This window comes from Uruburuella testudinis (assembly GCF_022870865.1).
GTDB lineage: Bacteria > Pseudomonadota > Gammaproteobacteria > Burkholderiales > Neisseriaceae > Neisseria > Neisseria testudinis.
Genome location: NZ_CP091508.1, coordinates 2,558,149 through 2,581,991, shown reverse-complemented (window position 1 = coordinate 2,581,991; position 23,843 = coordinate 2,558,149). Strand labels below are relative to the sequence as shown.

Genomic DNA, 23,843 nt, shown 5'->3' with positions numbered 1-23,843 from the left:
GGTATGGCTTTATAATCAACAGGTTACAAAGTTAAAAATGAATCATACCAACGCATACCAACCAAAAAATATCTAGGTTGGTATGCTGAAAGCCTTTATCCATGCGGGTTTGAGCGATTCATACCAACCATACCAACCATACCAACCTACTTTTGCATTCTTATACGGTGTTTTGGCTTAAATCTTGTGTTTTATACAATAAAGATACCGATACCGATATAATTTCTATATCAAAGCAGATATACAGCCCGTGAAGAAACTGGCATTATCCGCAATATCCGCCGGCACAATATGTTTAAAAAATCCCGTTTTATAAATATATTGTCTTGATATGTACGCACGATAAACATATACTGAAAATATCTTTATTTTTTTGCGGATTAATAAACATGACAACCTTTGACGCTTGGAGAGCAGATAAACCGTACAACGGCTTGCCGACTTTACCGCCGAAAGAAGACATTGAAACCAAGAGCGTATTAAAGCAATGTATCAAAGCCCGAGCTGCTTTAGCAGAGCTAAAACAGGCGGCAGAACTGATACCCAATCAAGGAATGCTGATTAACACCTTACCGATTATGGAAGCAAGGGCAAGTTCAGAGATTGAAAACATCGTAACAACTACTGACAAGCTGTTTCAGTATATGCGGACGGAAAGCCAAACAGCAGACCCCGCCACCAAAGAGGCCATGCGATACAGAAGCGCATTATTCCTAGGCGTTCAGTCGCTTGACAACAAGCCTTTATGTACCAAAACCGCCCAACTGGTATGCAGTGAAATCAAAGGGCGCGATATGGATATACGGAAAATTACAGGCACGGCTTTAAGGGCTGACGGTAGCGGACGTATCATCTATACCCCACCTGAAGGAGAGCAGATTATCCGTGAGAAGCTGGCCGATTGGGAGCGGTTTATACATGACAACCCGAATCTTGACCCGTTAATCATCATGGCCGTCGCACATTACCAATTTGAGGCCATCCACCCGTTTCCAGACGGTAACGGACGCACAGGCCGCATCTTGAACAGTTTGATGTTGATTGAAAAAGAATTGCTTGGCTTACCGATTCTATACTTGAGCCGATATATCATTGAGCATAAGGCAGACTATTACCGCCTATTGCTGGAAGTTACCGAAAAAGGCAATTGGGAAGAGTGGGTTATGTATATCCTTGCAGGAGTAGAAGACACCGCCAAGTGGACGATTGCCAAAATCGAAGCGATTAAAAAGCTGGCAGAGCATACCCGCCTTTATATTCAAACAGCCTTGCCGACCGTTTACAGTCATGAGCTGGTGTCATTGCTGTTTGAGCAACCTTATACCCGTATTACCAACCTTGAAGATGCAGGCATCGCCAAGCGGCAAACCGCATCACGCTACTTACAGTCACTGATTGAAGCAGGCGTATTGAATGAAATCAGAGTAGGCAGGGATAAACTGTTTATACACCCCAAACTAATGGAACTCTTGAGCGGCAACAATAACGAATTTTCCCGCTATCCCATCTGATACTTGAGGAAATCCGCCGCCATCAACAAAGGCCGTCTGAAAAATGATGCAGGCGGCCTTTGCTGATTTGTGCAGGTGAGAGAAAAACAGGGTGAAAAATGGGTGACTTTTGCAAAATGGGGGTATTTTTGGGGGTATTGGGAATATTGTTGAAAAATATACTGCTTTAAATCAATTGGATAATTGATTGATTCAAGTCTCATTGTCCATCAAAAGAAAAACCGTCTGAAAATCAGGCGGTTTTTTTACGTCTAATGCCATAAACCAAGATTCAAGCAGGGCAGGGCTTTCAGGCTGACAAGGTACGTTTTAAAATGGCTTCAATCGTCTAATGCAATAAAATACCCTCTAATTGAATAAACCAAAAAACGGGGGCATATTCAGTTTCAGACGGCCTTTGATTTTGGTGGCTGTATTCAATGAGATTTGCAAGCTCTGTTGGTGATGGTTGCTTTTGTGGCGAATTTGTGAAGAGGGCGGGCGTTGTCAAGATTCTGTCATCAAATTGTTTTATTATGCCATGATAAGCATTCATGCCGATTCTGGCTGATGATTGTCACCGGGCGGATGCCGTCTGTTGCGGGCCGTTAATCGGGCGGTCGTCTGATTCAGAGTGGGTGTTATTTAGATTTTTTCAGGAGAAGGCGATGGCCGAACATATTTCATCCCATTTTAATCAGGAGCTCGAAAGCGTGCGCACGGAGGTGATGCGCATGGGCGGCCTGGTTGAGCAGCAGTTGCAGTCAGTGTTGTGCGCATTGGCTCATGCTGATGCTTCGGGGTTGACGGCGGTAATCGACGGCGACAGTGTGATTAATGATTTGGAAGTGTCGATTGATGATGCTTGCCAAACCATTATTGCCCGCCGCCAGCCGGCAGCGGGGGATTTGCGTTTTGTGTTGGCGGTGAGCCGGGTGATTGTGGATTTGGAGCGTATCGGCGACGAGTTGAAAAAAATTGCACTCAATGCTTATGAATTGTTGCAAAACAACCGTATTACCGCCACCGAGCTGTATGACACCCACCGCATTGCCTCGATGACTGCGCCGATGATCAGCCGTGCGTTGGATGCGTTTGCCCGTCTGGATACCACCGCGGTGCTGGATTTGCATGAAAGTGACCGCAAGCTGGATATGGATTACCGCAACCAAACCCGCTCGCTGGTAACCAATATGATGGAAGAGCCGCGCAATATCAGCACATGGATTGATGTGATGATGATGAACAAGGCGGTGGAGCGTATCGGTGATCATGCGGAAAACATTGCCGAGCATGTGGTGTATCTCACCCGCGGTATTGATGTGCGCCATACGCCGATTGATAAAATCAAACAGGATTTGTCTGAATAAAGATGAAGTTGTTTGGTGGCGGCAAGTTTCAAGTCAGCAGATTCGGCAGCCTAAGGGCTGCTTTTTTTGTGGTTTTCAGACGGCCTGTGCCGTCATGGCGTAAACCGCATGATGGCTGCGGTTGTTACAGGTGTTGGATGTAGGCTTCGGTTTGTCATCTTGTGCGGGTTTTTGTTATCTTTTTTTAATTGTGGCTTTAAATTTAATTGATATAAATCAGTTGCATATATTTATCTGATGGTAAAACTGTAATGCTTTGTAACCATTGTCACACGCTTGCAACAATGCTTTCTTAAACTGGCGGCGTTAACCAAACATCTTTTTTAAGAGAGAGCACATTATGCAAATTCGTACCCTGACCGCTGCTTTGATTACTGCTTTTGCCGTTGCTGCCTGTGGCGGTTCGGACAACAGCGCACCTGCCACCCAGCAAGAGGCGGCTTCTGCAACTTCTGCTGCCGCCGGCGAGCAGGTGAGCCTGGATGTTACCGGTGCGGGCGCATCGTTTCCGCAGCCGATTTATGTGCAATGGGCGCAGGCTTATCAAGGCGAAACCGGCGGCCGTATCAATTACCAGTCTATCGGTTCTTCGGGCGGTGTGAAGCAGATTACTGCCAAAACCGTTGATTTCGGTGCCTCAGATTCGCCGATGAAAGCCGAAGATTTAGAAAAAGAAGGCTTGGTTCAGTTTCCGACCGTTATCGGCGGTGTGGTGCCGGTGGTGAATGTGGAAGGCATCAAACCGGGCGAATTGAAGCTGACCGGCGATGTGTTGGCCGAAATTTATTTGGGCAACATCACCCGCTGGAATGATCCGAAAATCGCGGCCTTGAATGAAGGCTTGAGCCTGCCGGATGAGCCGATTACCACTGTATTCCGCTCCGACGGCTCAGGCACCAGCTTTATCTTCACCACTTACTTGAGCCAGGTTTCGCCGAAATGGCAGGAATCTGTGGGTGCGGCCAATACGGTGAAATGGCCGACTTCGGGCTCGGGCGCGGCCGGCAAGGGCAACGAGGGCGTTTCCACTTATGTTAACCGTGTGAAAAACTCAATCGGTTATGTGGAATATGCCTACGCCAAACAAAATGCCATGTCGCATGTGCAGCTGCAAAACAGCGCCGGCAATTTTGTACAGCCTTCGCAAGAAACCTTTGCCGCCGCGGCTGATGTTGATTGGAAGAGCGTGCCCGGATTCAGCCTGGTGCTGACCAACCAGCCTGCCGAGCAAGCCTGGCCGCTGGCTGCCGCCACGTTTATCTTGGTGCATAAAAAACCGGATGATGCGGCCAAAGCCAAAGCGGCTTTGAGCTTCTTCGACTGGGCTTACAAAAACGGCGATGATGCGGCCGCCAAGCTTGATTATGTGCCGCTGCCGGCTTCTGTGAAAGATTTGGTGCGCGAAGAGTGGAAGCAGGTAACCGATGCAAACGGTGCGGCGGTTTACTAAACGCTGAAAACAGGCCGTCTGAAAGCTATCCGGCGGTAAGGATGGTTTCAGACGGCCTCAAGTTTGACGGGGCAATCATTCACTTGCTTGAAAACATTTATAAAGAACACGCTTATGAGCTCTCTGCAACAAAAGCTCAAGCAGCAGCGGCTGCTTGACACCTTGTTTGTCGGCACCACCCGGTTTTTTGCCTTTTTGGTATTGGCGAGCTTGGGCGGCATTCTGATTTCGCTGATTATCGGTGCGCTGCCCAGTATGCGCGAATTTGGGTTTGGTTTTTTTACTTCTTCCAATTGGGATACGGTGCAGAGCCAATACGGCGCATTGGCACCGATTTACGGCACCGTGGTCACTTCCGCGATTGCTTTGCTGATTGCCGTGCCGGTCAGCTTCGGCATTGCCGTGTTTCTGACCGAGCTGTGCCCGGCCGTGTTGCGCCGTCCGCTCGGTATTGCGGTGGAGTTGCTGGCCGGTATTCCCTCGATTATTTACGGCATGTGGGGCCTGTTTGTGTTTGCCCCGTTTTTTTCCGACTACATCCAGCCTTTCTTTATTAAATATTTCGGCGGTTTGCCAATCATCGGCTCACTTTTCCAAGGGGCGCCGATGGGCATCGGCATGTTTGCCGCCGGCCTGATTCTGGCGATTATGATTATTCCGTTTATCGCCTCGGTGATGCGCGATGTGTTTGAAGTGACCCCGCCGATGCTCAAAGAATCGGCCTACGGTTTGGGCTCGACCACTTGGGAAGTGGTGCGCTATGTGGTGCTGCCCTATACCAAAGCCGGTGTGGTCGGCGGCATTATTCTCGGCCTCGGCCGTGCGCTCGGCGAAACCATGGCGGTAACGTTTGTGATCGGCAACACCTTCAACATCAGCACCAGCCTGTATCACTCGGGGGTATCGATTACTTCGGCGCTGGCCAATGAGTTTGCCGAAGCGGTCGACCCGCTGCATTTGTCGTCACTGCTGTATTTGGGCTTGATTTTGTTTTTGATTACCTTTGTGGTGTTGTGTATTTCCAAAATCATGCTGTTGCGCATGCAGCGCAATGAAGGCCGCTCACATTAAGCTTTAAGGAAAACGTTATGCAAAGCAGTATGAACAATGCGGTTTACCGCCGCCGCCGTGTGGTCAGCAAGTTTAATCTGGCCATGGCCTGGCTGACGATGGCTTTCGGCCTGTTTTGGTTGGGCTGGATTTTTTACACCTTGTTTTACGAAGGCTTCAACGGCTTGGGTTCGAGCATTTTTCTGCTCGACACGCCGCCGCCGGGCATGGAAGGCGGTTTGCGCAACGCCATTTTGGGCAGCTTGCTGATTACCGTGTTCGGCCTGCTTATCGGCACGCCCATCGGCATTTTGTGCGGCATTTTTCTGGCCGAATTCGGGCAGGGCAGCAAGCTGGCTTCGGCAACGCGCTTTATGAACGATATTCTGCTCTCGGCACCCTCTATCGTCATCGGTTTGTTTATTTATGAGCTGGTGGTGGTGCGGCAAGGGCATTTTTCCGGCTGGGCCGGCTCGTTTGCCTTGTCGCTGCTGGTGATTCCGGTGGTGGTGCGCACCACTGAAAACATGCTCAAGCTGGTGCCCAACAGCCTGCGCGAAGCGGCTTATGCGCTGGGCACGCCGAAATGGCGGCTGGTGATGATGGTAACGCTGCGTGCGGCCAAAGCCGGCGTGCTGACCGGTGTATTGCTGGCGTTTGCGCGCGTGTCGGGCGAAACCGCGCCGCTGTTGTTTACCGCGCTGAACAACCAGTTTTTCAGCGCCAACATGAATCAGCCGATTGCCAACCTGCCCAATGTGATTTACCAGTTTGCCATGAGCCCGTATAACGATTGGCACGAGCTGGCTTGGGCGGCGGCGCTGCTGATTACGCTGACCGTGTTGTTTGCCAATATTTTGGCGCGCTTTATCGGCAGCCGCAAACATTAAACATTGATGCCGTCTGAAACCATACACAATATTGATATTCAAGGAAAACTCATGCAAACCAAAATCGCCGTACGCAATTTCAATTTTTATTACGGCTCTTTCCAGGCATTGAAAGACATCAACATGGATATCCCCGCCAACAAGGTTACGGCTTTTATCGGCCCTTCCGGTTGCGGCAAATCCACCCTGTTGCGCACCTTCAACCGCATGTATGATCTTTATCCCGGCATGCGTGCCGAGGGCGAATTGCTGCTCGACGGTAAAAACATTCTCGGCAAAGACGTTGATTTGAACCTGCTGCGCGCCAATGTGGGCATGGTGTTTCAGAAGCCGACCCCGTTTCCGATGTCGATTTACGACAACGTTACCTTCGGCGTGAAGCTGTATGAAAAGCTCAACAAAAGCGAAATGGACGACCGTGTGGAATGGGCTTTGAAAAAAGCCGCCCTGTGGGAAGAGGTTAAAGACAAACTCAAGCAGAGCGGCAATTCGCTTTCAGGCGGCCAGCAGCAGCGCTTGTGTATTGCCCGCGCGGTGGCGAGCAAGCCCGAAGTGGTGTTGCTCGACGAGCCGACCTCCGCCCTCGACCCGATTTCCACTGCGCATATCGAAGAGCTGGTAACCGAATTGAAAAAAGACTACACCATCGCCATCGTTACCCACAATATGCAGCAGGCCGCGCGGGTGTCGGACTTTACCGCCTATATGTATTTGGGTGAAATGATTGAAATCGGCGATACCAAACAAGTGTTTACCAAACCGGCGCGCAAAGAAACCGAAGACTATATTACCGGCAAATTCGGCTGACCGGTTTGCTGTCTGACAAGGCCGTCTGAAAGCGATTGGTTTTCAGACGGCCTTTACTGTTTGCGGTTTCTTTGCCTCGTTGTTTTGCGCCGGCATGCTTGGTATCTTGGTATAAAAAGCCCCTGATCCGCAAGCCCGCCCGCCCAAGATTCACGGGCAGATTTGGGGAGATGATGGCGATGCAAGCAAAAACAGCGGATACGATTAAAATTTGTTAAAATACCAAAAAATCAGACGGCTTTAGCTGATGCAATCCGCGCAGCGCACAGGCCGTCTGAAACCGTTTACCGTTTAGGTTCAGACGGCCTTTGAATGTATGAGGCCGTCTGAAATGGGCTGTCATGCATAAAGTTATCCCCATTATCCACGTGCTTTCCAAGCTCGGCGTGCTGTTTTCGTTTATGCTGCTGGTGCCCACGTTGGTTTCTTACCTGTTTCTCGATGATGCCTTGCCCGCGTTCGGCCATACGGCGCTGGTAACGATTATTTCATCGGTGTCGGTGTGGCTGGTTACCTGGCAATACCAGCGCGAACTGCGCACGCGTGACGGCTTTACGCTGGTGTTTATGTTATGGATAGGCTTTGCGGCGATTGCAGCGATGCCGTTTTATCTGTATTTCCCGCACTTGAGCTACACCGATGCATTTTTCGAGGCCATGTCGGGGCTCACCACCACCGGCGCTTCGGTGATGACCAGCCTCGATACGCTGGCGCCTTCCATCAATTTTTGGCGGCATATGCTCAACTGGCTCGGCGGCATGGGGATTATCGTGTTGGCGGTGGCCATCCTGCCCATGCTCGGTGTCGGCGGCACGCAGCTTTTTAAAGCCGAAATTCCCGGTATCGATAAAGACAGCAAGATGGCACCGCGCATTTCGCAAGTGGCCAAAAAGTTGTGGATGCTGTATGTGGCCATGACCGTATTAACCTGCCTGGCGCTGCGCTGGGCGGGAATGAGCTGGTTTGATGCGGTGTGTCATGCCATGTCGGCCTTTTCCTTAGGCGGATTTTCCACCCACGACAACAGCATCGCTTATTTTAATTCCGTTGCCGTCGAAGCCGTGCTGATGCTGGCCACCGTGTTGGGCGCCATCAGTTTTGCCAGCCATTTCAAGGTGTTGCGCCAGCGCTCGCTGAAACCTTATTGGCGTGATGAAGAATGCCGCGTGTTGTTGGTAGTGTTGGCGGTCAGCATCACGGTGGTAAGCTTTTATCTGTGGCACAAGCAGTTTTACCCCACTTTGCAGGATGCATTCCGTTTTGTCGGCTTCAATTTCGTGTCTATCGGCCTGGCCAGCGGCTATGCCAATGCCGACTTTGCCAAGTGGCCGCTGGTGGCCTCGCTGTGGATGTTTTTCCTGTCTAACGTATTGGCCAGCTCCGGCTCGGTGGGCGGCGGCATCAAAAGCGTGCGCGCCATCGTGTTGTTTAAATTCAGCCTGCGCGAAATGATGCTGCTGCTGCACCCGAAAGCCGTGCGCAATGTGAAGGTAAACGGCCGCAGCATTTCCGAGCGCACAGCGTTGACGGTGTTGGCATTTTTGTTTGTGTATTTCATGACCATCATCATGTTTACCTTTATCATGATGGCTTCCGGCCTTGATTTTATGTCGGCCTTTACCGCCATCATCGCCTGCATCACCAATGCCGGCCCCGGCTTGGGCGAAGTGGGGCCGGCCGGCAATTATGCCGGGCTCAATGATTTTCAAAAATGGCTGTGCACCGCCGCCATGCTGGTGGGGCGCTTGGAAGTGTTTACCGTGTTTATCTTGTTTACCCCCGCTTATTGGAAAAAATAAGCGCATGCCGCAGGGATTTTCAGTTTCAGACGGCCTGTATCATGCACAGGCCGTCTGAAATAATGTAAATGTTTGTTGAATGCGCAAACGCTTCGGCCAAATCACTTTAGAATAGCCTCATCCGGCGTGATACCGATTCAAGGTTGGCGCCGCCTTCCGTTCTAACAGCGGCCGGCAGATCATCAGCTCTAAATACCCTGTTCATCCCGACAGCATCGGCCGCATCAGATTTACCCGTTACGATCATCCAGAAAGCCAGACCATGACGTTTATCCGCACCTTCAAATTTACCGCCATGGCCGCCGCCGCTTGTGTGTTGGCCGCCTGTTCTTCCTCAGAGCAGCTGCTCGAGCCGGTCAACCGCGGCCAGGAGCCGGCCGGCGGCATCAGTTTGCCCGGCAGCCGCGCCGTGGAAGCGCCCGCCAAAATTTTGAGCGATTACAGCCTTTACCGCAGCACCCTTGATGCCGTCAAACGCGATGACGACATTTTGCCGGCTCAATTTCTGGCGCAGGCCGGCAGCAGCGCCATGGCCGAAACCGTGCGCAACGAGTGGCTCAAAAGCCTTGGTAAGCGCGGCCGCTGGGTGCAGTTTCGGCAGCAGTATGCCGAGCTCGATCAGGCCGCCCGCGCCCAAGAAGTGCAGTGCTATGCCGATTACAGCAGCGGCGGCAGCAGCGCATTGGCGAATGAATTGGTAAAAGAAATCAGCCGTTTGCCGCCGGGTTGCAACAGCCTGCTCGAATCGGCCGCTGCATCAGGCCGTCTGAATCAAAACGATGCCTGGCGGCGGGTGCGCGGCCTGATCAGCAACAACCAGCTGACCGATGCCCGCAATTTGGCCGCTGCACTCGGCAGCCCGGTTGACGGCGGCGGCCGCGGCGCGCAGGAATACAGCCTGCTGAATGTTATCGGGCGCAGCGCCAAATCTACCCCCGCCGCCGCCAGCCGCCTTGAAGCCATGTCGGGCAGCCTCACCCGCGAGCAGGCCGGCTTTGCCTGGGGCGTGCTCGGCCATGCGCAGGCATTGAATCAGAATATGGCGGTTGCCTTGAACCACTATAATCGTGCCGACCGCAGCCAGCTTTCCAACGAACAGTTTGAGTGGTATGCCCGCGCCGCTCTGCGCCTGCAACGGTGGAGCGATTTGGCCGGCATCATCAACGATATGCCCGCCAAGCTCAAAAACAGCCCCGACTGGCGCTACTGGCTGGCCCGCAGCTATGCCGCGCAAGGCAGCCGGGAGCGCGCGCGCAGCCTGTATGAAGAAGTGGCTGCCAGCGGCCGCAATTTCTACGCCGTGCTGGCCACCGAAGAGCTGGGGCGCCGCATCAATACCCGCAACAACGTGGGCGAAGCGGCTAAAAGTGATGTGGCCAAACTGGCCCGCGACGGCGCTGTCGACCGCTCGTTAACCCTTTTTAAAGCCAGCCAAAACAGCGGCGATTGGAACATGCGCCGCCAAGCTCAGGCCGAATGGCGCTACGCCACCCGCGGCGCCGGTGAAGACACGCTGTTGGCCGCCGCGCAATTGGCGCTCGACAACCAATTTTACGAAATGGCCATCAACAGCGCCGAGCGCACCGACCACAAGCTCAATTACAACCTGCGCTATATTTCACCGTTCCGCAACATCACCGAGCGTTATGCCGCCCAAGCCGGCATCGACCCGGCTTGGGTATACGGCCTGATCCGGCAGGAAAGCCGCTTTATGATCGGCGCGCGTTCCAGCGTGGGCGCCACCGGTCTGATGCAGGTGATGCCCGCCACCGCGCGTGAAATCGCCGCCAAAATCGGCATGAACCCGGCCGAGCTGCACAGCATGGACGGCAACATCCTCATGGGCACCTGGTATTTGAGCGACGCCAAACGCCGCCTGAGCAACGATGAAGTCATGGCCACCGCCGGCTACAACGCAGGCCCCGGCCGCGCCCGCCGTTGGCAGGCCGCCACGCCGTTGGAAGGCGCCATCTATGCCGAAACCATTCCGTTTAACGAAACCCGCGATTATGTGAAAAAAGTGATGACCAACGCCACTTACTACGCCAGCCTGTTTAACGAACCGCAAACTTCGTTGAAACAGCGTATGGGCACCGTGCCCGGGCGTTGACGGTGCGGTGTTTGACTGTGGCTTTTGAACTGTGATTGCAGGCCGTCTGAAAGCGCTTTCAGACGGCCTGATGTTGATGGACGGCGATCGAAAGATTTGCTGCAAGGCGGGGGCTGGGGTGTCCGGACAATTCGATTTACGGGTGCTTTTAGCGCAAAAAAGATGATGATAGGTGAATTGTCAGGACACCCTAATACCCGTTTTCAAAAATAAGTTAACCAAGCAGCGAGCCGAAGACAGTTTAGAATCTATGGCGAGCCAATGCGGTTAGCTTGTTTTGGCGGATGGGCATCAATCGACAAGCAGGCGCTTTCAATCGTTATCGCAGATGGGTAAAAAATGCAGAAACTATCGAAATACGCAGCCGCGCTGTTGCTGCTGGCCGGTTGGGATGCCGGTGCCAAAGACTTGACCATTTTGGTGGTGGGGCAGTCGCTGTCGGCCAACAGCGGCGGCCACCGCTACAGCGAGCCGGTGAAAAACCTCTATCAAATCGATTTGCAGGGGCGGCGCGTGCCTGCCAAAGATCCGCTGCTGTGGGCTTCCGGCGACGGCGGCAGCCTGTGGATGCCGCTGGGGCGCAAAATGTTGCAGGCGGGGCTGGCCGACAGCGTTACCTTTATGCCCATCGGCAAAGGCGGCACTTCGCTCGAAAACTGGCTCACGCCGGGCAGTTATGTCAACGGCAAGATGTATCGCGCGCTGGATGTGGCGGCGCAGCAGAAAATCAAATTTGATTATGTGTTTTTCCTGCAAGGCTCTTCAGACGTGGGCACGCCGATGAAAGATTATGCCAGCCGTTTTTACACCCTGCACCATATTATTCAAGGCCGTCTGAAACAAAGCGGCAGTGATCCGGCCTGGATTGTTGCCCGCCATACCCGCTGCGGCGACTTGTTTGACCCGGAGGTTGTCGCCGTGCAGTATGCTATCGGCCGGCGCGATAACCGGAAACATTATTTTGTCGGTCCCGACATTAACCCGGTAGGCATGCAATACCGCCGCGACCGCTGCCACTTGAATCGGGCGGGGCAGGAAAAAGTGGCGGATATGTGGCTGCACAGCTTGCAGGAAGTGATGCGGCGACAGCAAAAATAAATCGAGGCCGTCTGAAATTTTTCAGACGGCCTCGATTTATTTTTTATCGGTCTCAATCGCGATCCAAATCGGCTTTATATTCAATCACACCGCGATCTTTCTGCTCGATAGACACATCTAATTCTTGGCTGCGGCGCTTGAATTTCAAATCGGCATCATCACGCTTGATTTCTGATTCCACCACTTTGAAACCGTGGCGCTCGGCATGGTTGCGCACTTGCCGGGCCAGCTTGCGCACATCGTTGCCGTGCAGGCGGAATTCGGCTTCAAATTCGCCGTTGCCCTGACGGTCGGCTTTTATCACCTCCGCACCGCGCGGCTGATAAATTTCGCCGGGCATGGAAGCGGCAAAAGCGCTGCCGGAAAACAGCGCCATAATGCCGGTTAATACAATGGCGGTCGACTGGTTTTTCATGATGCATTTCCTTTTCACGGGGAAGAATAATATCAACCCGCGCATGGTATGCAGGCCGCGCCGTTGCGGCAACTGCTTATACCGGTTTTTACCTGAGGCCGCAGTCGCACGGCAATCGCTTACGCGCTTTTGCACAAAGCCGGCGAACTACTGCCTGCCCGATGCAGACAGCGGTCAAACGGAATAAACATGCGGAATAAGCATACGGGGTGCAGGATCTGTGTGGATAAATGGGTAGGAAATGAGCATCGGAGCCGTTCAGACGGCCTCAAGCTTGCGCGGCTTACCCAGCAGCCATACCGCCAGCGCCGCCAGCAACACCACAAAAGCTGCGCCGGCATAAAGCTGTGCGCCTGTCCAGCCGCCATCCAGCAAGATACCCGCAATCAGCGGCGAAGCAATGGCACCCAAGCGGCCGATGCCGATGCCGGTGCCCACGCCGGTGCTGCGTACGTCGGCATCAAACAAAGTGGGGTTGATGGTGTAGAGGCCGGTGATGCAGCCGTTCATCAGGCCGCCCACTAATACGCCGAGCAACACGGCCAATGCCAGTATGCCCGAGAGGCCGACAAACAGCCAGATTGCCGCTGCCGATGCGGCGCAGAAAAATACCAAGACCGAGCGCGCCGGCCAGCGGCTGGTCAGGCCGCCGAATAACAACGAGCCTGCGGTGCCGCCCAGTGCCAGCATCATGCCCACCGTCTGGCTTTGCGCCTTGGTCATGCCGGCCTGCTCAAGTAGCGCCGGCGTCCAGGAGCTGACAAAATAAAAGCCGAACATAATGCAGACAAAAGCCGCCCAAATCAGCAGGGTCGAGCGGCGGTAGCGCTCGGTAAACAGCTGCAAAACCGGTGCTTTTTTCTTGTGCGCCACGGTTGCGGGAATATCCCAATCGCCGGGCATGCCGATTTTGGCGGCGATTTGGTTCAAGCGCGCTTTGGCGCCGGCCGGGCGCTTGCTCATCAGAAAATCCACCGATTCGGGCAGCCATATCAGCAAAGCCACGCCCACCAAGGCCGTTAGCGCGGCGCCGGTGGCAAACACCGCCCGCCAACCGTATTGCTCTTGCAGAAATACCGCCGAAATGCCGCCCAACACCGCGCCGATGCCGAAGCCTGCGGCATAGACGCTGATGGCCAAGCCGCGCCATTTGTTGGACGAGTATTCGCTGGTAATCACATTGGTGCAGGCCAGAATACCGCCTACGCCGAGGCCGGTTACCACGCGCCACAAGCCCAGTGATGCGGTGCTGTCGGCCAGCGCGCTCATGCCCATGCCCAGCGCTGATAAGGCGGTGGCCACAATCAGCAGCGGCCGCCGCCCGAAACGGTCGGCCTGCGGTGCCAGCAGCAGCGAGCCTGCCGACATGCCCAACAGGCCGGCGCTCATCAGGGTGCCGATTTCGGCGCCGCTCAGGCCGAATTCTTCGCGGATGCTGGCGGCCGTGAAGGCCAGTGCCAACACGTCAAAGCCGTCCAACACATTGAGCAGGAAGCATAAAATTACAATCAGCCATTGGTAGCCGCCCATGCGGCTGGTGCTGATTTTGGTGCGTAAATCCATCGTTTTTCCTTGTGGGTACAGCATTTTCGGAGCGTGCACTATAATCAAATCATTCCGGGCGGGCAATGCCTAATTTTTCATCATTTCATGAATCTGCTTCATCGGCTGAACGGGTGGGATAAATATGGCGGCAGATAGGATTGAGGCCGTCTGAAAACAATGGGAAATCGTTGTTCAGACGGCCTTTGATCAACCACAGACCGTTATTTGAATAATAAAATCAGTACCAGCGCCACAGCAATCACGGCCAGCCAGATGTTTTGCCGCTGCTGTGTTTTAACCAAATGAATATACGCATCGCGCATTTCCTGCTGACGGGTTTCGTCTACCAGCATATTCAGTTTGCGCGGCAGGCTCGGCAGCATTTGCGCCCAATCCGGCGCTTCGGCCTTGATGTTGCGCAGCAAGGCTTTGGGGCCGACTTGGCGGTTCATCCAGCTGACCAGAAACGGCTTGGCGGTGGCCCACAAATCCAATTCGGGGTCGAGCTGGCGCCCCAGGCCTTCGATGTTGAGCAGGGTTTTTTGCAGCAACACCAATTGCGGTTGGATTTCGACATTGAAGCGGCGGCTGGTTTCAAACAGGCGCATCAATACCAGGCCGAATGAAATCTGCGACAGCGGTTTGTTGAAAATCGGCTCGCACACCGCGCGCACCGCCGCTTCCAGCTCTTCGGCACGGGTATCCGGCGGCACCCAGCCCGATTCGATGTGGGCGGTGGCTACGCGGTGGTAGTCGCGGTTGAAAAAAGCCAGAAAGTTGATGGCCAGATAGCGTTTGTCGTAATCGGTGAGGCTGCCGACAATGCCGAAATCAAGTGCGATATAGCGGTTGTCGTCGGCCACCAGAATATTGCCCGGGTGCATGTCGGCATGAAAAAAACCGTGTTCGAAGACTTGGGTGAAGAAAATTTCTACGCCGTAGCGGGCCAGTTTTTTGAGATCGATGCCTTTGGCTTTCAGGGTGGCGATGTCGGAAATCGGTGTGCCGTCCATCCACTCGATGGTCAGCACATCGCGGCTGCAATAATCAAAATAGACTTGCGGCACAATCAGCATATCGCTGCCGGCAAAATGGCGGCCGAGCTGGCTGGCGTTGGCGGCTTCTTTCATCAGATCCAGCTCGTCGTGCAGATATTTGTCGAATTCGGCCACCACTTCTTGCGGCTTCAGGCGCTTGCCGTCGGCAAACAGGCGCTCGATCCATTTTGCACCGAAGCGCATCAGCGCCAAATCCTGCTCGATTATCGGCAATAAATCGGGGCGCAACACTTTAACGGCAACATTTTCGCCGCTGTGCAGGCGTGCTTTGTGCACTTGTGCCACCGAGGCGCTGGCCACCGGTTCGGCTTCAAATGCGGCATAAATTTCTGTAATCGGCCGCCCCAGCGAAGCTTCGATTTGTTCACGCGCCAAGTAGCCCGGAAACGGCGGCACTTTATCTTGCAGCCGCGCCAGCTCTTGTGCATATGCCGGCGGCAGGATGTCGGGGCGGGTCGACAGCACCTGACCCAGTTTGACAAAAATCGGCCCCAGGCTTTCCAGCGCCAAACGCAGGCGTACCGGCAGCGGTTCGTTATGGGCGTGCCGGCTTTGCGGCAGCTTGTGCAGCAGGGTGCGCAACCATTCGGGGTGCACATGGCCGGCAACAATATCGGTGAGGCCGTAACGGTAAACGGTTTTAATGATGGTGGACGAGCGTTTGAGCCATTTCATGGAATATCTTTATTTTAAGGTGTGGCCGTCTGAATTATCGGTTGAAAAAGCCGGCAGACAAGGCAGAAATCATGGCGCTGATTATAAAGCATGGCGGCGGCGGTGCGCCAATAAAACCCTTTTATATCTATTTACAAAAATAATCCGATAGCGTTGGCGTGCCTGTGCTCGAAGAGAACCTATTTCGCTAGGGTGTCCTGACAATTCGTTTATGGGGGGATTTTGTTCCTGGAAATGCAGATGCCAGGCAAAAAACGCAGCAAGATTGGACATCTTGCGAGGCTTTTTAACGCAGCAGATGCGTTTTCAGGGGCAAAAAGCACCCGTAAATCGAATTGTCCGGACACATTAGGGTCTTAAGGTGTTGAAGCACCAAGCCAACCAGCCCATTTGCGTGTACTGCCTCCGGTTTGCCGCCTTGTTGGCTTACTTTTATGAGTGGGTATAACAAAACCGCGCATTATTCTGACATATATCCATGATATAATTTATATGTTAATAAGTGGTTGCAGGCGCAGCCGTTGCTCGTTTGCGATTGAATTGCCGTTGCCTGTTTGTGTGAATTTTTTTCATGCCGAAGCGAATATTTTTCAGCGCTGAATGTGGCCGATTTGCTTGATTAATCATGCTTTGAGGGCTAACCTAGCATGATTGAAATCAATCAGGCAACAAGGGCTGCATCATGACGGAAAGCCAAAAAAAACTCAGCTTTGAATTTTTCCCCACCCGCACGCCCGAGGGGCGCGCCAAGCAGGTGATTACCCGCAAGCAGCTGAGCCAATATAATCCCGAATTTTTTTCCTGCACATCAGGTGCCGGCGGCTCGACCAAAGAAGGCACATTGCAGGCCATCGGCGATATCTTAAACGAAGGCGTGGCGGCGGCGCCGCATCTGCCGTGCGTGGGCATGCAGCCGCAAGAAATCAAAGCCTTGCTGCAACAATATAAAGCAATGGGTGTGCGCCATATCGTGGCTTTGCGCGGCGATATTCCTTCCGGCGTCGGCTCGGGCATGAGCGGCCTGCGCTATGCCAACGAGCTGGTGGCGCTGATTAAAACCGAATTCGGTAACGATTTTCATGTGGAAGTGGCGGCTTATCCCGAATATCATCCGCAAGCCCGCAGCGCTGAAGACGATTTGAATAATTTTGTGCGCAAAGTCAAAGCCGGAGCCGATTCGGCCATTACCCAATATTTTTACAACGCCGATGCGTATTTCCGCTTTGTTGACGATGTGCGCGGGCGCGGTGTGGATATTCCGATTGTGCCGGGCATTATGCCGATTGCCAGCTTTAGCAAACTGGCGCGTTTTTCTGATACCTGTGGTGCCGAAATTCCGCGCTGGCTGCGTTTGAAATTGCAGTCGTATGCCGATGATACCGCTGCCATCAAAGCGCTGGCGCTGGATGTGGTCACGGAAATGTGCGAGCGCCTGCTGCATGAAGGGGCGCCCAGCCTGCATTTTTACACATTGAATCAGGCTGGTTTGGTGTCTACTGTTTGCCAGCGCTTAGGTTATTAATTTTTCAATAAATATGAATACAGCATTGCGCCGCACAGGGTGATTAGGTATAATACTCTAAAGCATCGCGGCGAAATGTTTTCCTTCTTTTCTTGTTGTACCCAACAGAAAAGTTTAGCGGGCCCAAAAGGCTCGCTTTTTTATGATGGAGCATGTTGAGGCGGGGTGGACAGCCGTTTTGGCTTGGATTATTCACAACAATCACCTAACGGTGTTGGCTTGCCTGCGCTCGAAGAGCAGCGGCTTCGCTAAGGCGCTGAAGTGCCAAGTCAACTAGCAGATCCTGACCATTCGATTGATTGATTGATGGGTTTTGCTTCTGCAAACGCATCTGCGGCGTTTTTGCCGGGCATCTGCACTTTAATATCACAAAAAGATGATGATATATGAATGGTTAGAACACCTTAGCAGTTTGAGGCCGTCTGAAAACAAATGTTTTCAGACGGCCTCAAAATTTGATCATATCCACTCATAAAAATCACCGGATGGTGTTGGCCCGCCTGTGCTCAAAGAGGATGGGTTAAGCGCCAAATCAACCAGCCCATACTCATGATACTGCCTGCGGTGCACTGCCTTATCGGCTGACTTTTGTGAATGGGTATAACTCAAGCAGAAAGTGTGCGGGCGGAGCGCACGCTGCGTCTGCATTGCCAGCCGCCACCCGCAATTCAATTGAAACAAGGCCGTCTGAAACGGCACGTTCACTGTTTTCAGACGGCCTTCATATATCGGCAAACGCTTAAGCGGCGCTGTTGAACGAAACCCATCCGCCTACGGAAAAAACTGTATTGTCTTCGGCCTGCCGTCTTGTCGGCTTATTTTTATGAATGGGTATTATTCAATGCCCGCCCATTTGTGTGTCTGTACCGACAGCTGCCAATGCACCGGCGCATCGGGGCGGGCGTTGAGCAGGCCGATTTGGCGGATGGTGTCGTGGATATTCATCTCGCCGTTGATTTCGCACGGCGACAAATAATAATGTTTGGCACGGATTTTTTGCGCCATCCGGGTGCAGAAATCGAGCACGTCGCCATCGGCCACAATCCGCACTTCATCCGCCGTTTCAATGCATTGCGTGTTGTATTTTTCGGCATAACAGGCTTTGGGGCTGGTGGCGACATAGTCGATCTGTGCCGGCGCGGGGTTGAGGCCGTTGGTTTCGATGCACAGGCGGTAGCCTTGTGTTTTTAAGGCGTTTAATAAAATATCCAGGTGCGGCTGTATGGTCGGTTCGCCGCCGGTGATGATAATGTTGCGGGCGGTATGGTTTTTCAGACGGCCTAAAATCTCACTCAGGTGCATCATGTCGAATTTTAGGTAGTCGGTGTCGCACCAGCTGCACGCCAGATTGCATTTGCCTAAGCGGATAAATACCGCCGGCATGCCGGTGTTGTAGCCTTCGCCTTGCAGGCTTTCAAAGATTTCGACTATGCGGAATGCGGGGTTTTCGGGGTGAATCGGCTGCATTTCAGACGGCCTCACAAACTGCATTCGCAATAAGAAGTGGGGGTTTCCCACAACCGCAGCGCCGAGACATTTAAGCGGCCTTCGCGGCGCAGCAGCTCAAACATATATTGCGCCATGTTTTCCGCAGTGGTGCGCTTGGCCATCGGCAGGGTTTTCAAACCCCAGCCTTCGAGCATGGCGGCGATTTGGCGCTCGCGCCCGCTTTCGGTGTGGTAGATAAAGGCGTGGTCAAACGGCTCCACCACCAGTTTTTTGACGATGCTTTTCAAATCGGCAAAGTCGATGACCATGCCGTCTTTGGCGCCGCCGATAATCAAATCGCCGCTGATTTCGACTTCGAGTTTGTAGGTATGGCCGTGCAGGTTTTTGCACTTGCCGTCGTGGTTGTCGAGCATGTGTGCCATGTCGAACGAGAAGGTTTTGGTGATTTTCATGATTCAGGTTCCGAGGCCGTCTGAAAGGTTTCAGACGGCCTGTTTGTGTGTGCGGTGATATTTTGCTGTTGTCGGGATGCTCTGGTCAGGCGGTATCCGGCAAACTCAGCCGCCCGTGGTAGCCAGATATTGCGCCAGACCGCGTTCGCGCAACACGCAGCTGGGGCATTCGCCGCAGCCGCCGTCCACGCCCATATAGCAGGTGTGGGTGTGCTCGCGGATGTAATCAAATGCGCCTAAATGGTCGGCCAGCGCCCAAGTTTGCGCTTTGGTGAGATACATCAGCGGGGTGTGGATTTGAAAAGCGTAGTCCATCGCCAGATTGAGGGTAACGTTCATGGATTTCACAAACACGTCGCGGCAGTCGGGATAGCCGGAAAAATCAGTTTCACACACGCCGGTGATGATGTGGGCGATGCCTTGGCTTTTGGCGTAAATCGCGGCGTAGAGCAGAAACAGCGCGTTGCGGCCGTCGACAAAAGTGTTTGGCAGGCCGTTTGAAGCGGTTTGGATTTCGGCGTTGCCGTCCATCAGCGCGTTATGGGTAATCTGCTGCATCAGGCTCAAGTCGAGCACGGTTTGGCGGATGCGCAGATCTGCGGCAATCCAACGTGCTTTTTCCAGCTCGACGGCATGGCGCTGGCCGTATTGAAACGTGATGGCCTCAACATTGTCGCGGCCATAAGTTTGAATCGCCTGAATCAGGCAGGTGGTGGAATCTTGGCCGCCTGAAAAGATGACCAAGGCTTTTTCGGTAGTCATTGAGTAATCCTAGTTTTGGTTCAGAACATCTGTTCTCGGCGGGATGGTTGCGAACCGCCCAAAAAAGAATCGGCATTATAAGCCAAATTTATTAAAAAATCCGTTAAAATATCACGCTTTACTTTTCAGACGGCCTCAAACAATGTTGGTATTGGGAATCGAATCTTCATGCGACGAAACCGGCGTGGCGCTTTACGACAGCGCGCGCGGCCTGTTGGCGCACGAGTTGCACACGCAGATGGCCATGCATGCCGAATATGGCGGCGTGGTGCCCGAGCTGGCCAGCCGCGACCACATCCGCCGCCTGGTGCCGCTAACCGAGGCGGCCTTGCAAGCGGCGGGCAAAAGCTATGCCGATATTGATGCCGTGGCCTTTACGCAGGGGCCGGGTTTGGGCGGCGCGCTGTTGGCCGGCGCCAGTTTTGCCAATGCGCTGGCATTTGCCTTGGGCAAACCGGTGATTCCCGTGCACCATCTCGAAGGCCATCTGCTCTCACCGCTGCTGGCCGACGAACGCCCCGAATTTCCCTTTGTGGCCTTGCTGGTTTCCGGCGGCCACAGCCAATTGATGGCGGTACGCGATGTGGGGGATTACACCTTGCTCGGCGAAAGTGTCGACGATGCGGCAGGCGAAGCATTCGATAAAACCGCCAAGCTGCTCGGGCTGCCTTATCCGGGCGGCGCGAAATTGTCTGAGCTGGCCAGGCTCGGCACCCCCGGCGCTTTTGTTTTTCCCCGCCCGATGCTGCATTCGCCTGATTTGCAGATGAGCTTTTCAGGCTTAAAAACGGCCGTGCTGACGGCGGTGCAAAAAGTGCGCGATGAAACCGGCAGCGATAATATCCCCGAACAAACCCGCAACGATATTTGCCGCGCGTTTCAAGATGCGGTGGTGGAGGTGTTGGCGGCGAAAGCGCAAAAAGCCCTGCTCGACACGGGTTTCCGCACATTGGTGGTGGCCGGCGGCGTGGGGGCAAACTGGAAATTGCGCGAAGTATTGGGCGGGTTGAGCGTGCGCCCGCCTGCCGCAAAAGGCGGGAAGCGCCCGCCGGCGGAGCAGGTGCAGGTATTCTTTCCGCCGCTCGAATATTGCACCGACAACGGCGCCATGATTGCTTTTGCCGGCGCCATGCATTTGCAAAGCGTGCAAAAGGCGGGCGGATTCGGTGTGAAACCGCGCTGGCCGCTGGCCGAGATTGTGAAAGGTGCGTAAATCTGCCGGAGCCGGCAGGAGAATACCTATTTGTAAAAGCAAGCCAATCGGGTGGCGTGTCGAAGCAGTGCAGCCAGTACGACAAGGCGTAGCAACGCCGTAGCACTTTTTATGCATTTCACGATAACAAGGCGGTGAGCCGAAGGTAGCACAGGTTGCATGGGAGGCCGGTTGACTTAGCGCTTCAGCACCCTAGCAAAACCGGTTCTCTTCGAGCATAGGCGAACCAACGCTTGCAGGTTATTTTTGTCAATGGGTGTCATTCATGATGAATCGGCAGAGGCCGTCTGAATATTCAGACGGCCTTTGTTATTTGGCGAATATCGGAGGGCTTCAGACGGCCTGTATATCCATGTGCAAAAGCAAGCAAGGCAGCGAACCGAAGGCAATACAAATATCGCCGGTCAATTATGGATTCGGCAATTTTGATTTGAAAAATATTTAATGAATTTCTCTTTTAAAACAATTTGATGGATTTTGGAAATGCAGTGATTCAATTGCCGTTTCTATCATCATCCGACTTTGTTGGCGCGCCTTGCCGCCTTGCCGCTTGTTGTGCCCGGGTCAGACATTATGAAACGTGAGTTCGGAATAAGAAAATTCCAAAAAAGAGTGGCCGATTGGTGGCAAGCTGCTGTTGGTATCAAAATAAAACACACAAGAAGGCTATTGTTAAATTTCAATCAATTGATGACAGAAAGCTGATCAACGTTAATTCATACGCGGGCAGGCATTGCGGCTCCGTTCCCTTCCCAGTCCCGGCGGGTGGGGGTAAAGCGGTATATCTTATGGATTATCTTATGCCGAACTCACGTTATGAAAACAGTTTTTGATTAAAACAGTTTTTGCGAATCCAGCAGCAGCGTGACCGGGCCGTCGTTGCACAAATCAACCTGCATATGGGTTTGGAAGCGGCCGGTGGCCACGTTGAGGCCGTGTCCGCGCAGCAGGCCGGCGACGGTTTCGTATAGGGCTTCGGCCTGTTCGGGGCGGGCGGCATCGGCAAACGAGGGGCGGCGGCCGTTGCGGGCATCGGCATAAAGGGTGAATTGTGAAACCAGCAACACGCCGCCGCCGGTGTCTTTGAGCGATAAATTCAGCTTGCCGGCATCGTCTTCAAAAATACGCAAATGGGCGGTTTTATCGGCAATATAGCGGGCATCGGCTTCGGTGTCGTGGTGTGAAATACCGAGCAGCACCATCAGGCCGGGGCCGATTCGGCCGGCGGTTTCGCGGCGGTTTGCTTCGAGAATATCAACGTGGGCGTGGGTAACTTTTTGGATAACGGCGCGCATGGTTTGACTCGTGGTGAATTTGGCGCAAGAGGCCGTCTGAAAGCTTCAAACTTTCAGACGGCCTATGTTTATGTGCCGCCGCCGCACACGCGGCATGCGGGGTTTGGTTCGAACGGAAAGCGCTGCCATTCGTTGGCCAGCGCATCGTAAACCAGCAACGTGCCGTGTGCGGGGCGGCCGATGTGCATCAGCAGTTTCAGCGCTTCGGCGGCTTGGGTGGTGCCGATGATGCCGACCAGCGGCGAGAAAACGCCGAATACGGCGCAGGCGCCGTCGCTGGCTTGCTCGCCGTCGAAGAGGCAGGCGTAGCAGGGGCTGTCGGCCAGATCGGGGCGGTAAACGGCAATCTGGCCTTCAAAGCGCACGGCGGCGCCGGAAACCAGCGGGGTGCGGGTGGCGACGGCGGCACGGTTGACGGCCTGACGGGTGGTGAAGTTGTCGCAGCAGTCGACAACGATATCGGCGCGGCGCATCAGCTCAATCAAACGCGCTTCATCGAGGCGTTCGTTTAATGCGGTGACGTCAATACGGCTGTTGATGGCGTTCAGACGGCCTTTCAGGGTTTCGGCTTTGTTGCTGCCGATATCGGCTTCGCTGAATGCGGTTTGGCGTTGCAGGTTGGTATCGTCGATGCAGTCGTCGTCGGCGATGATGAGGTGGCCGACACCGGCGGCGGCCAAGAAAGGCAGCGCCGCCGCGCCCAAGCCGCCGCAGCCGACCACCAGCGCGGTGGCGGCCAGCAGTTTTTGCTGGCCTTCGATGCCGATTTCATCTAACAGCAGGTGGCGGCTGTAGCGCAGAAGGTCGCGGTCGTCCATATTAATAGCGGATGTTTTCGTAGTGGTCTGTGAAGACAAAGTCGCCGCTTTTGCCGCCGCTTTTTTCTTCGAGGTGGATGTGCGACATGGTCATGCCTTTGTCGACTGCTTTGAGCATATCGTAGATGGTGAGCAGGGCGATGTTGACGCCGGTGAGCGCTTCCATTTCCACGCCGGTTTTGCCTTCGGTGCTGGCGGTAACGCTGGCTTTGATGCGGTTGAGCTCGACATCGGGTTCAAAATCCACGCGCACGTGGGTGAGGCTGACGGGGTGGCAGAGCGGAATCAGAAAGCCGGTTTGCTTGGTGCCTTGAATGGCGGCGATGCGGGCAATGCCCAATACGTCGCCTTTTTTGGCGGTGCCGGCGGTAACGGCGGCCATGGCCGCCGTGCTCATGTTGATGAAGCCGCTGGCGGTGGCGGTGCGGATGCTGGGGGTTTTGTCGCCGATGTCTACCATGTGGGCTTCGTTGTTTTCGTTGAAATGGGTCAGGTTCATAGGGTTTCCGATAATGTGCAGACTTTGAGGCCGTCTGAAAGTGTTTGTGTATGGATTAAGGTGCGTTATTTTAAAA

At 53.8% G+C, this 23,843-nt stretch carries 20 protein-coding genes; 11 read left to right on the top strand and 9 right to left on the bottom strand.

What is annotated here, in order from left to right:
• The first annotated feature begins 389 nt into the window (after positions 1-389).
• From fic to LVJ83_RS11795, 9 genes are all read left to right on the top strand, one after another.
• A complete protein-coding gene (fic, locus tag LVJ83_RS11835) occupies positions 390-1,511 on the top strand; it encodes a protein adenylyltransferase Fic (protein ID WP_244784871.1) in 1,122 nt (373 codons plus the stop codon).
• Positions 1,512-2,158: 647 nt separating this feature from the next.
• A complete protein-coding gene (gene phoU, locus LVJ83_RS11830; RefSeq protein WP_244784870.1) occupies positions 2,159-2,860 on the top strand; it encodes a phosphate signaling complex protein PhoU in 702 nt (233 codons plus the stop codon).
• Positions 2,861-3,200: 340 nt separating this feature from the next.
• Complete coding sequence (gene pstS, locus LVJ83_RS11825; RefSeq protein WP_244784869.1) at positions 3,201-4,310, top strand: phosphate ABC transporter substrate-binding protein PstS; 1,110 nt, start codon at positions 3,201-3,203, stop codon at positions 4,308-4,310.
• Positions 4,311-4,424: 114 nt separating this feature from the next.
• A complete protein-coding gene (gene pstC / locus LVJ83_RS11820; protein ID WP_244784868.1) occupies positions 4,425-5,381 on the top strand; it encodes a phosphate ABC transporter permease subunit PstC in 957 nt (318 codons plus the stop codon).
• 17 nt (positions 5,382-5,398) lie between these two features.
• The gene (gene pstA / locus LVJ83_RS11815; RefSeq protein WP_244784866.1) at positions 5,399-6,250 is read left to right on the top strand and encodes a phosphate ABC transporter permease PstA; all 852 of its coding nucleotides are present in this window, start codon (positions 5,399-5,401) and stop codon (positions 6,248-6,250) included.
• Positions 6,251-6,301: 51 nt separating this feature from the next.
• Positions 6,302-7,057, top strand: coding sequence for a phosphate ABC transporter ATP-binding protein PstB (gene pstB, locus LVJ83_RS11810; RefSeq protein ID WP_244784864.1), 756 nt, complete (start codon positions 6,302-6,304; stop codon positions 7,055-7,057).
• 341 nt (positions 7,058-7,398) lie between these two features.
• A complete protein-coding gene (locus tag LVJ83_RS11805; protein ID WP_244784862.1) occupies positions 7,399-8,856 on the top strand; it encodes a TrkH family potassium uptake protein in 1,458 nt (485 codons plus the stop codon).
• A 262-nt stretch (positions 8,857-9,118) separates the two neighbouring features.
• Entirely contained in the window at positions 9,119-10,966 is a 1,848-nt protein-coding gene (locus tag LVJ83_RS11800; protein ID WP_244784860.1) for a lytic transglycosylase domain-containing protein, read from the top strand.
• 339 nt (positions 10,967-11,305) lie between these two features.
• Positions 11,306-12,064, top strand: a complete 759-nt coding sequence (locus LVJ83_RS11795; protein WP_244784858.1) for a sialate O-acetylesterase — start codon at positions 11,306-11,308, stop codon at positions 12,062-12,064.
• Between the two features lie 52 nt (positions 12,065-12,116).
• On the opposite strand, the gene LVJ83_RS11790 is transcribed toward LVJ83_RS11795, so the two are convergent.
• The 3 genes from LVJ83_RS11790 to ubiB form a co-directional block, all read right to left on the bottom strand.
• Positions 12,117-12,479, bottom strand: coding sequence for a hypothetical protein (locus tag LVJ83_RS11790; RefSeq protein WP_244784856.1), 363 nt, complete (start codon positions 12,477-12,479; stop codon positions 12,117-12,119).
• Between the two features lie 258 nt (positions 12,480-12,737).
• Positions 12,738-14,042 carry an MFS transporter gene (locus LVJ83_RS11785; RefSeq protein ID WP_244784854.1) on the bottom strand — a complete coding sequence of 435 codons (1,305 nt, stop codon included), beginning with the start codon at positions 14,040-14,042 and terminating at the stop codon, positions 12,738-12,740.
• Between the two features lie 203 nt (positions 14,043-14,245).
• On the bottom strand, positions 14,246-15,757 hold the full coding sequence (gene ubiB, locus LVJ83_RS11780) for a ubiquinone biosynthesis regulatory protein kinase UbiB (protein ID WP_244784852.1): 1,512 nt from the start codon (positions 15,755-15,757) through the stop codon (positions 14,246-14,248).
• 682 nt (positions 15,758-16,439) lie between these two features.
• Between ubiB and metF the strand changes: the two genes are divergently transcribed.
• On the top strand, positions 16,440-17,279 hold the full coding sequence (metF, locus tag LVJ83_RS11775) for a methylenetetrahydrofolate reductase [NAD(P)H] (protein ID WP_244784850.1): 840 nt from the start codon (positions 16,440-16,442) through the stop codon (positions 17,277-17,279).
• An 834-nt stretch (positions 17,280-18,113) separates the two neighbouring features.
• Here metF and LVJ83_RS11770 read toward each other — a convergent pair.
• The 3 genes from LVJ83_RS11770 to queC all read right to left on the bottom strand — a co-directional run bounded on the left by LVJ83_RS11770 (position 18,114) and on the right by queC (position 19,942).
• On the bottom strand, positions 18,114-18,746 hold the full coding sequence (locus tag LVJ83_RS11770; protein ID WP_244784848.1) for a 7-carboxy-7-deazaguanine synthase QueE: 633 nt from the start codon (positions 18,744-18,746) through the stop codon (positions 18,114-18,116).
• An 11-nt stretch (positions 18,747-18,757) separates the two neighbouring features.
• On the bottom strand, positions 18,758-19,180 hold the full coding sequence (gene queD / locus LVJ83_RS11765; protein WP_244784847.1) for a 6-carboxytetrahydropterin synthase QueD: 423 nt from the start codon (positions 19,178-19,180) through the stop codon (positions 18,758-18,760).
• A gap of 105 nt (positions 19,181-19,285) precedes the next feature.
• Positions 19,286-19,942, bottom strand: a complete 657-nt coding sequence (gene queC, locus LVJ83_RS11760; protein WP_244784845.1) for a 7-cyano-7-deazaguanine synthase QueC — start codon at positions 19,940-19,942, stop codon at positions 19,286-19,288.
• Between the two features lie 142 nt (positions 19,943-20,084).
• On the opposite strand from queC, the gene tsaD reads away from it, so the two are divergent.
• Positions 20,085-21,155 (top strand): tRNA (adenosine(37)-N6)-threonylcarbamoyltransferase complex transferase subunit TsaD, encoded by a 1,071-nt coding sequence (gene tsaD / locus LVJ83_RS11755; RefSeq protein ID WP_244784843.1) that lies wholly within the window; start codon positions 20,085-20,087, stop codon positions 21,153-21,155.
• Between the two features lie 833 nt (positions 21,156-21,988).
• Here tsaD and dtd read toward each other — a convergent pair.
• The 3 genes from dtd to moaC form a co-directional block, all read right to left on the bottom strand.
• Positions 21,989-22,450: a D-aminoacyl-tRNA deacylase gene (gene dtd / locus LVJ83_RS11750; protein WP_244784841.1), complete on the bottom strand. Its 462-nt coding sequence runs from the start codon at positions 22,448-22,450 to the stop codon at positions 21,989-21,991.
• A 68-nt stretch (positions 22,451-22,518) separates the two neighbouring features.
• Positions 22,519-23,268, bottom strand: coding sequence for a HesA/MoeB/ThiF family protein (locus tag LVJ83_RS11745; protein ID WP_244784839.1), 750 nt, complete (start codon positions 23,266-23,268; stop codon positions 22,519-22,521).
• 1 nt (position 23,269) lies between these two features.
• Positions 23,270-23,767 (bottom strand): cyclic pyranopterin monophosphate synthase MoaC, encoded by a 498-nt coding sequence (moaC, locus tag LVJ83_RS11740; protein WP_244784837.1) that lies wholly within the window; start codon positions 23,765-23,767, stop codon positions 23,270-23,272.
• Positions 23,768-23,843: the final 76 nt, after the last annotated feature.

Coding starts and splice junctions, on each gene's coding strand:
- tsaD (WP_244784843.1), top strand. CDS start 20,085: ATGTTGGTATTGGGAATCGAATCTTCATGCGACGAAACCGGCGTGGCG.
- pstA (WP_244784866.1), top strand. CDS start 5,399: ATGCAAAGCAGTATGAACAATGCGGTTTACCGCCGCCGCCGTGTGGTC.
- pstS (WP_244784869.1), top strand. CDS start 3,201: ATGCAAATTCGTACCCTGACCGCTGCTTTGATTACTGCTTTTGCCGTT.
- ubiB (WP_244784852.1), bottom strand. CDS start 15,757: ATGAAATGGCTCAAACGCTCGTCCACCATCATTAAAACCGTTTACCGT.
- metF (WP_244784850.1), top strand. CDS start 16,440: ATGACGGAAAGCCAAAAAAAACTCAGCTTTGAATTTTTCCCCACCCGC.
- LVJ83_RS11795 (WP_244784858.1), top strand. CDS start 11,306: ATGCAGAAACTATCGAAATACGCAGCCGCGCTGTTGCTGCTGGCCGGT.
- queD (WP_244784847.1), bottom strand. CDS start 19,180: ATGAAAATCACCAAAACCTTCTCGTTCGACATGGCACACATGCTCGAC.
- LVJ83_RS11790 (WP_244784856.1), bottom strand. CDS start 12,479: ATGAAAAACCAGTCGACCGCCATTGTATTAACCGGCATTATGGCGCTG.
- queC (WP_244784845.1), bottom strand. CDS start 19,942: ATGACTACCGAAAAAGCCTTGGTCATCTTTTCAGGCGGCCAAGATTCC.
- fic (WP_244784871.1), top strand. CDS start 390: ATGACAACCTTTGACGCTTGGAGAGCAGATAAACCGTACAACGGCTTG.
- dtd (WP_244784841.1), bottom strand. CDS start 22,450: ATGCGCGCCGTTATCCAAAAAGTTACCCACGCCCACGTTGATATTCTC.
- LVJ83_RS11785 (WP_244784854.1), bottom strand. CDS start 14,042: ATGGATTTACGCACCAAAATCAGCACCAGCCGCATGGGCGGCTACCAA.
- pstC (WP_244784868.1), top strand. CDS start 4,425: ATGAGCTCTCTGCAACAAAAGCTCAAGCAGCAGCGGCTGCTTGACACC.
- LVJ83_RS11745 (WP_244784839.1), bottom strand. CDS start 23,268: ATGGACGACCGCGACCTTCTGCGCTACAGCCGCCACCTGCTGTTAGAT.
- phoU (WP_244784870.1), top strand. CDS start 2,159: ATGGCCGAACATATTTCATCCCATTTTAATCAGGAGCTCGAAAGCGTG.
- LVJ83_RS11800 (WP_244784860.1), top strand. CDS start 9,119: ATGACGTTTATCCGCACCTTCAAATTTACCGCCATGGCCGCCGCCGCT.
- LVJ83_RS11770 (WP_244784848.1), bottom strand. CDS start 18,746: ATGCAGCCGATTCACCCCGAAAACCCCGCATTCCGCATAGTCGAAATC.
- pstB (WP_244784864.1), top strand. CDS start 6,302: ATGCAAACCAAAATCGCCGTACGCAATTTCAATTTTTATTACGGCTCT.
- LVJ83_RS11805 (WP_244784862.1), top strand. CDS start 7,399: ATGCATAAAGTTATCCCCATTATCCACGTGCTTTCCAAGCTCGGCGTG.
- moaC (WP_244784837.1), bottom strand. CDS start 23,767: ATGAACCTGACCCATTTCAACGAAAACAACGAAGCCCACATGGTAGAC.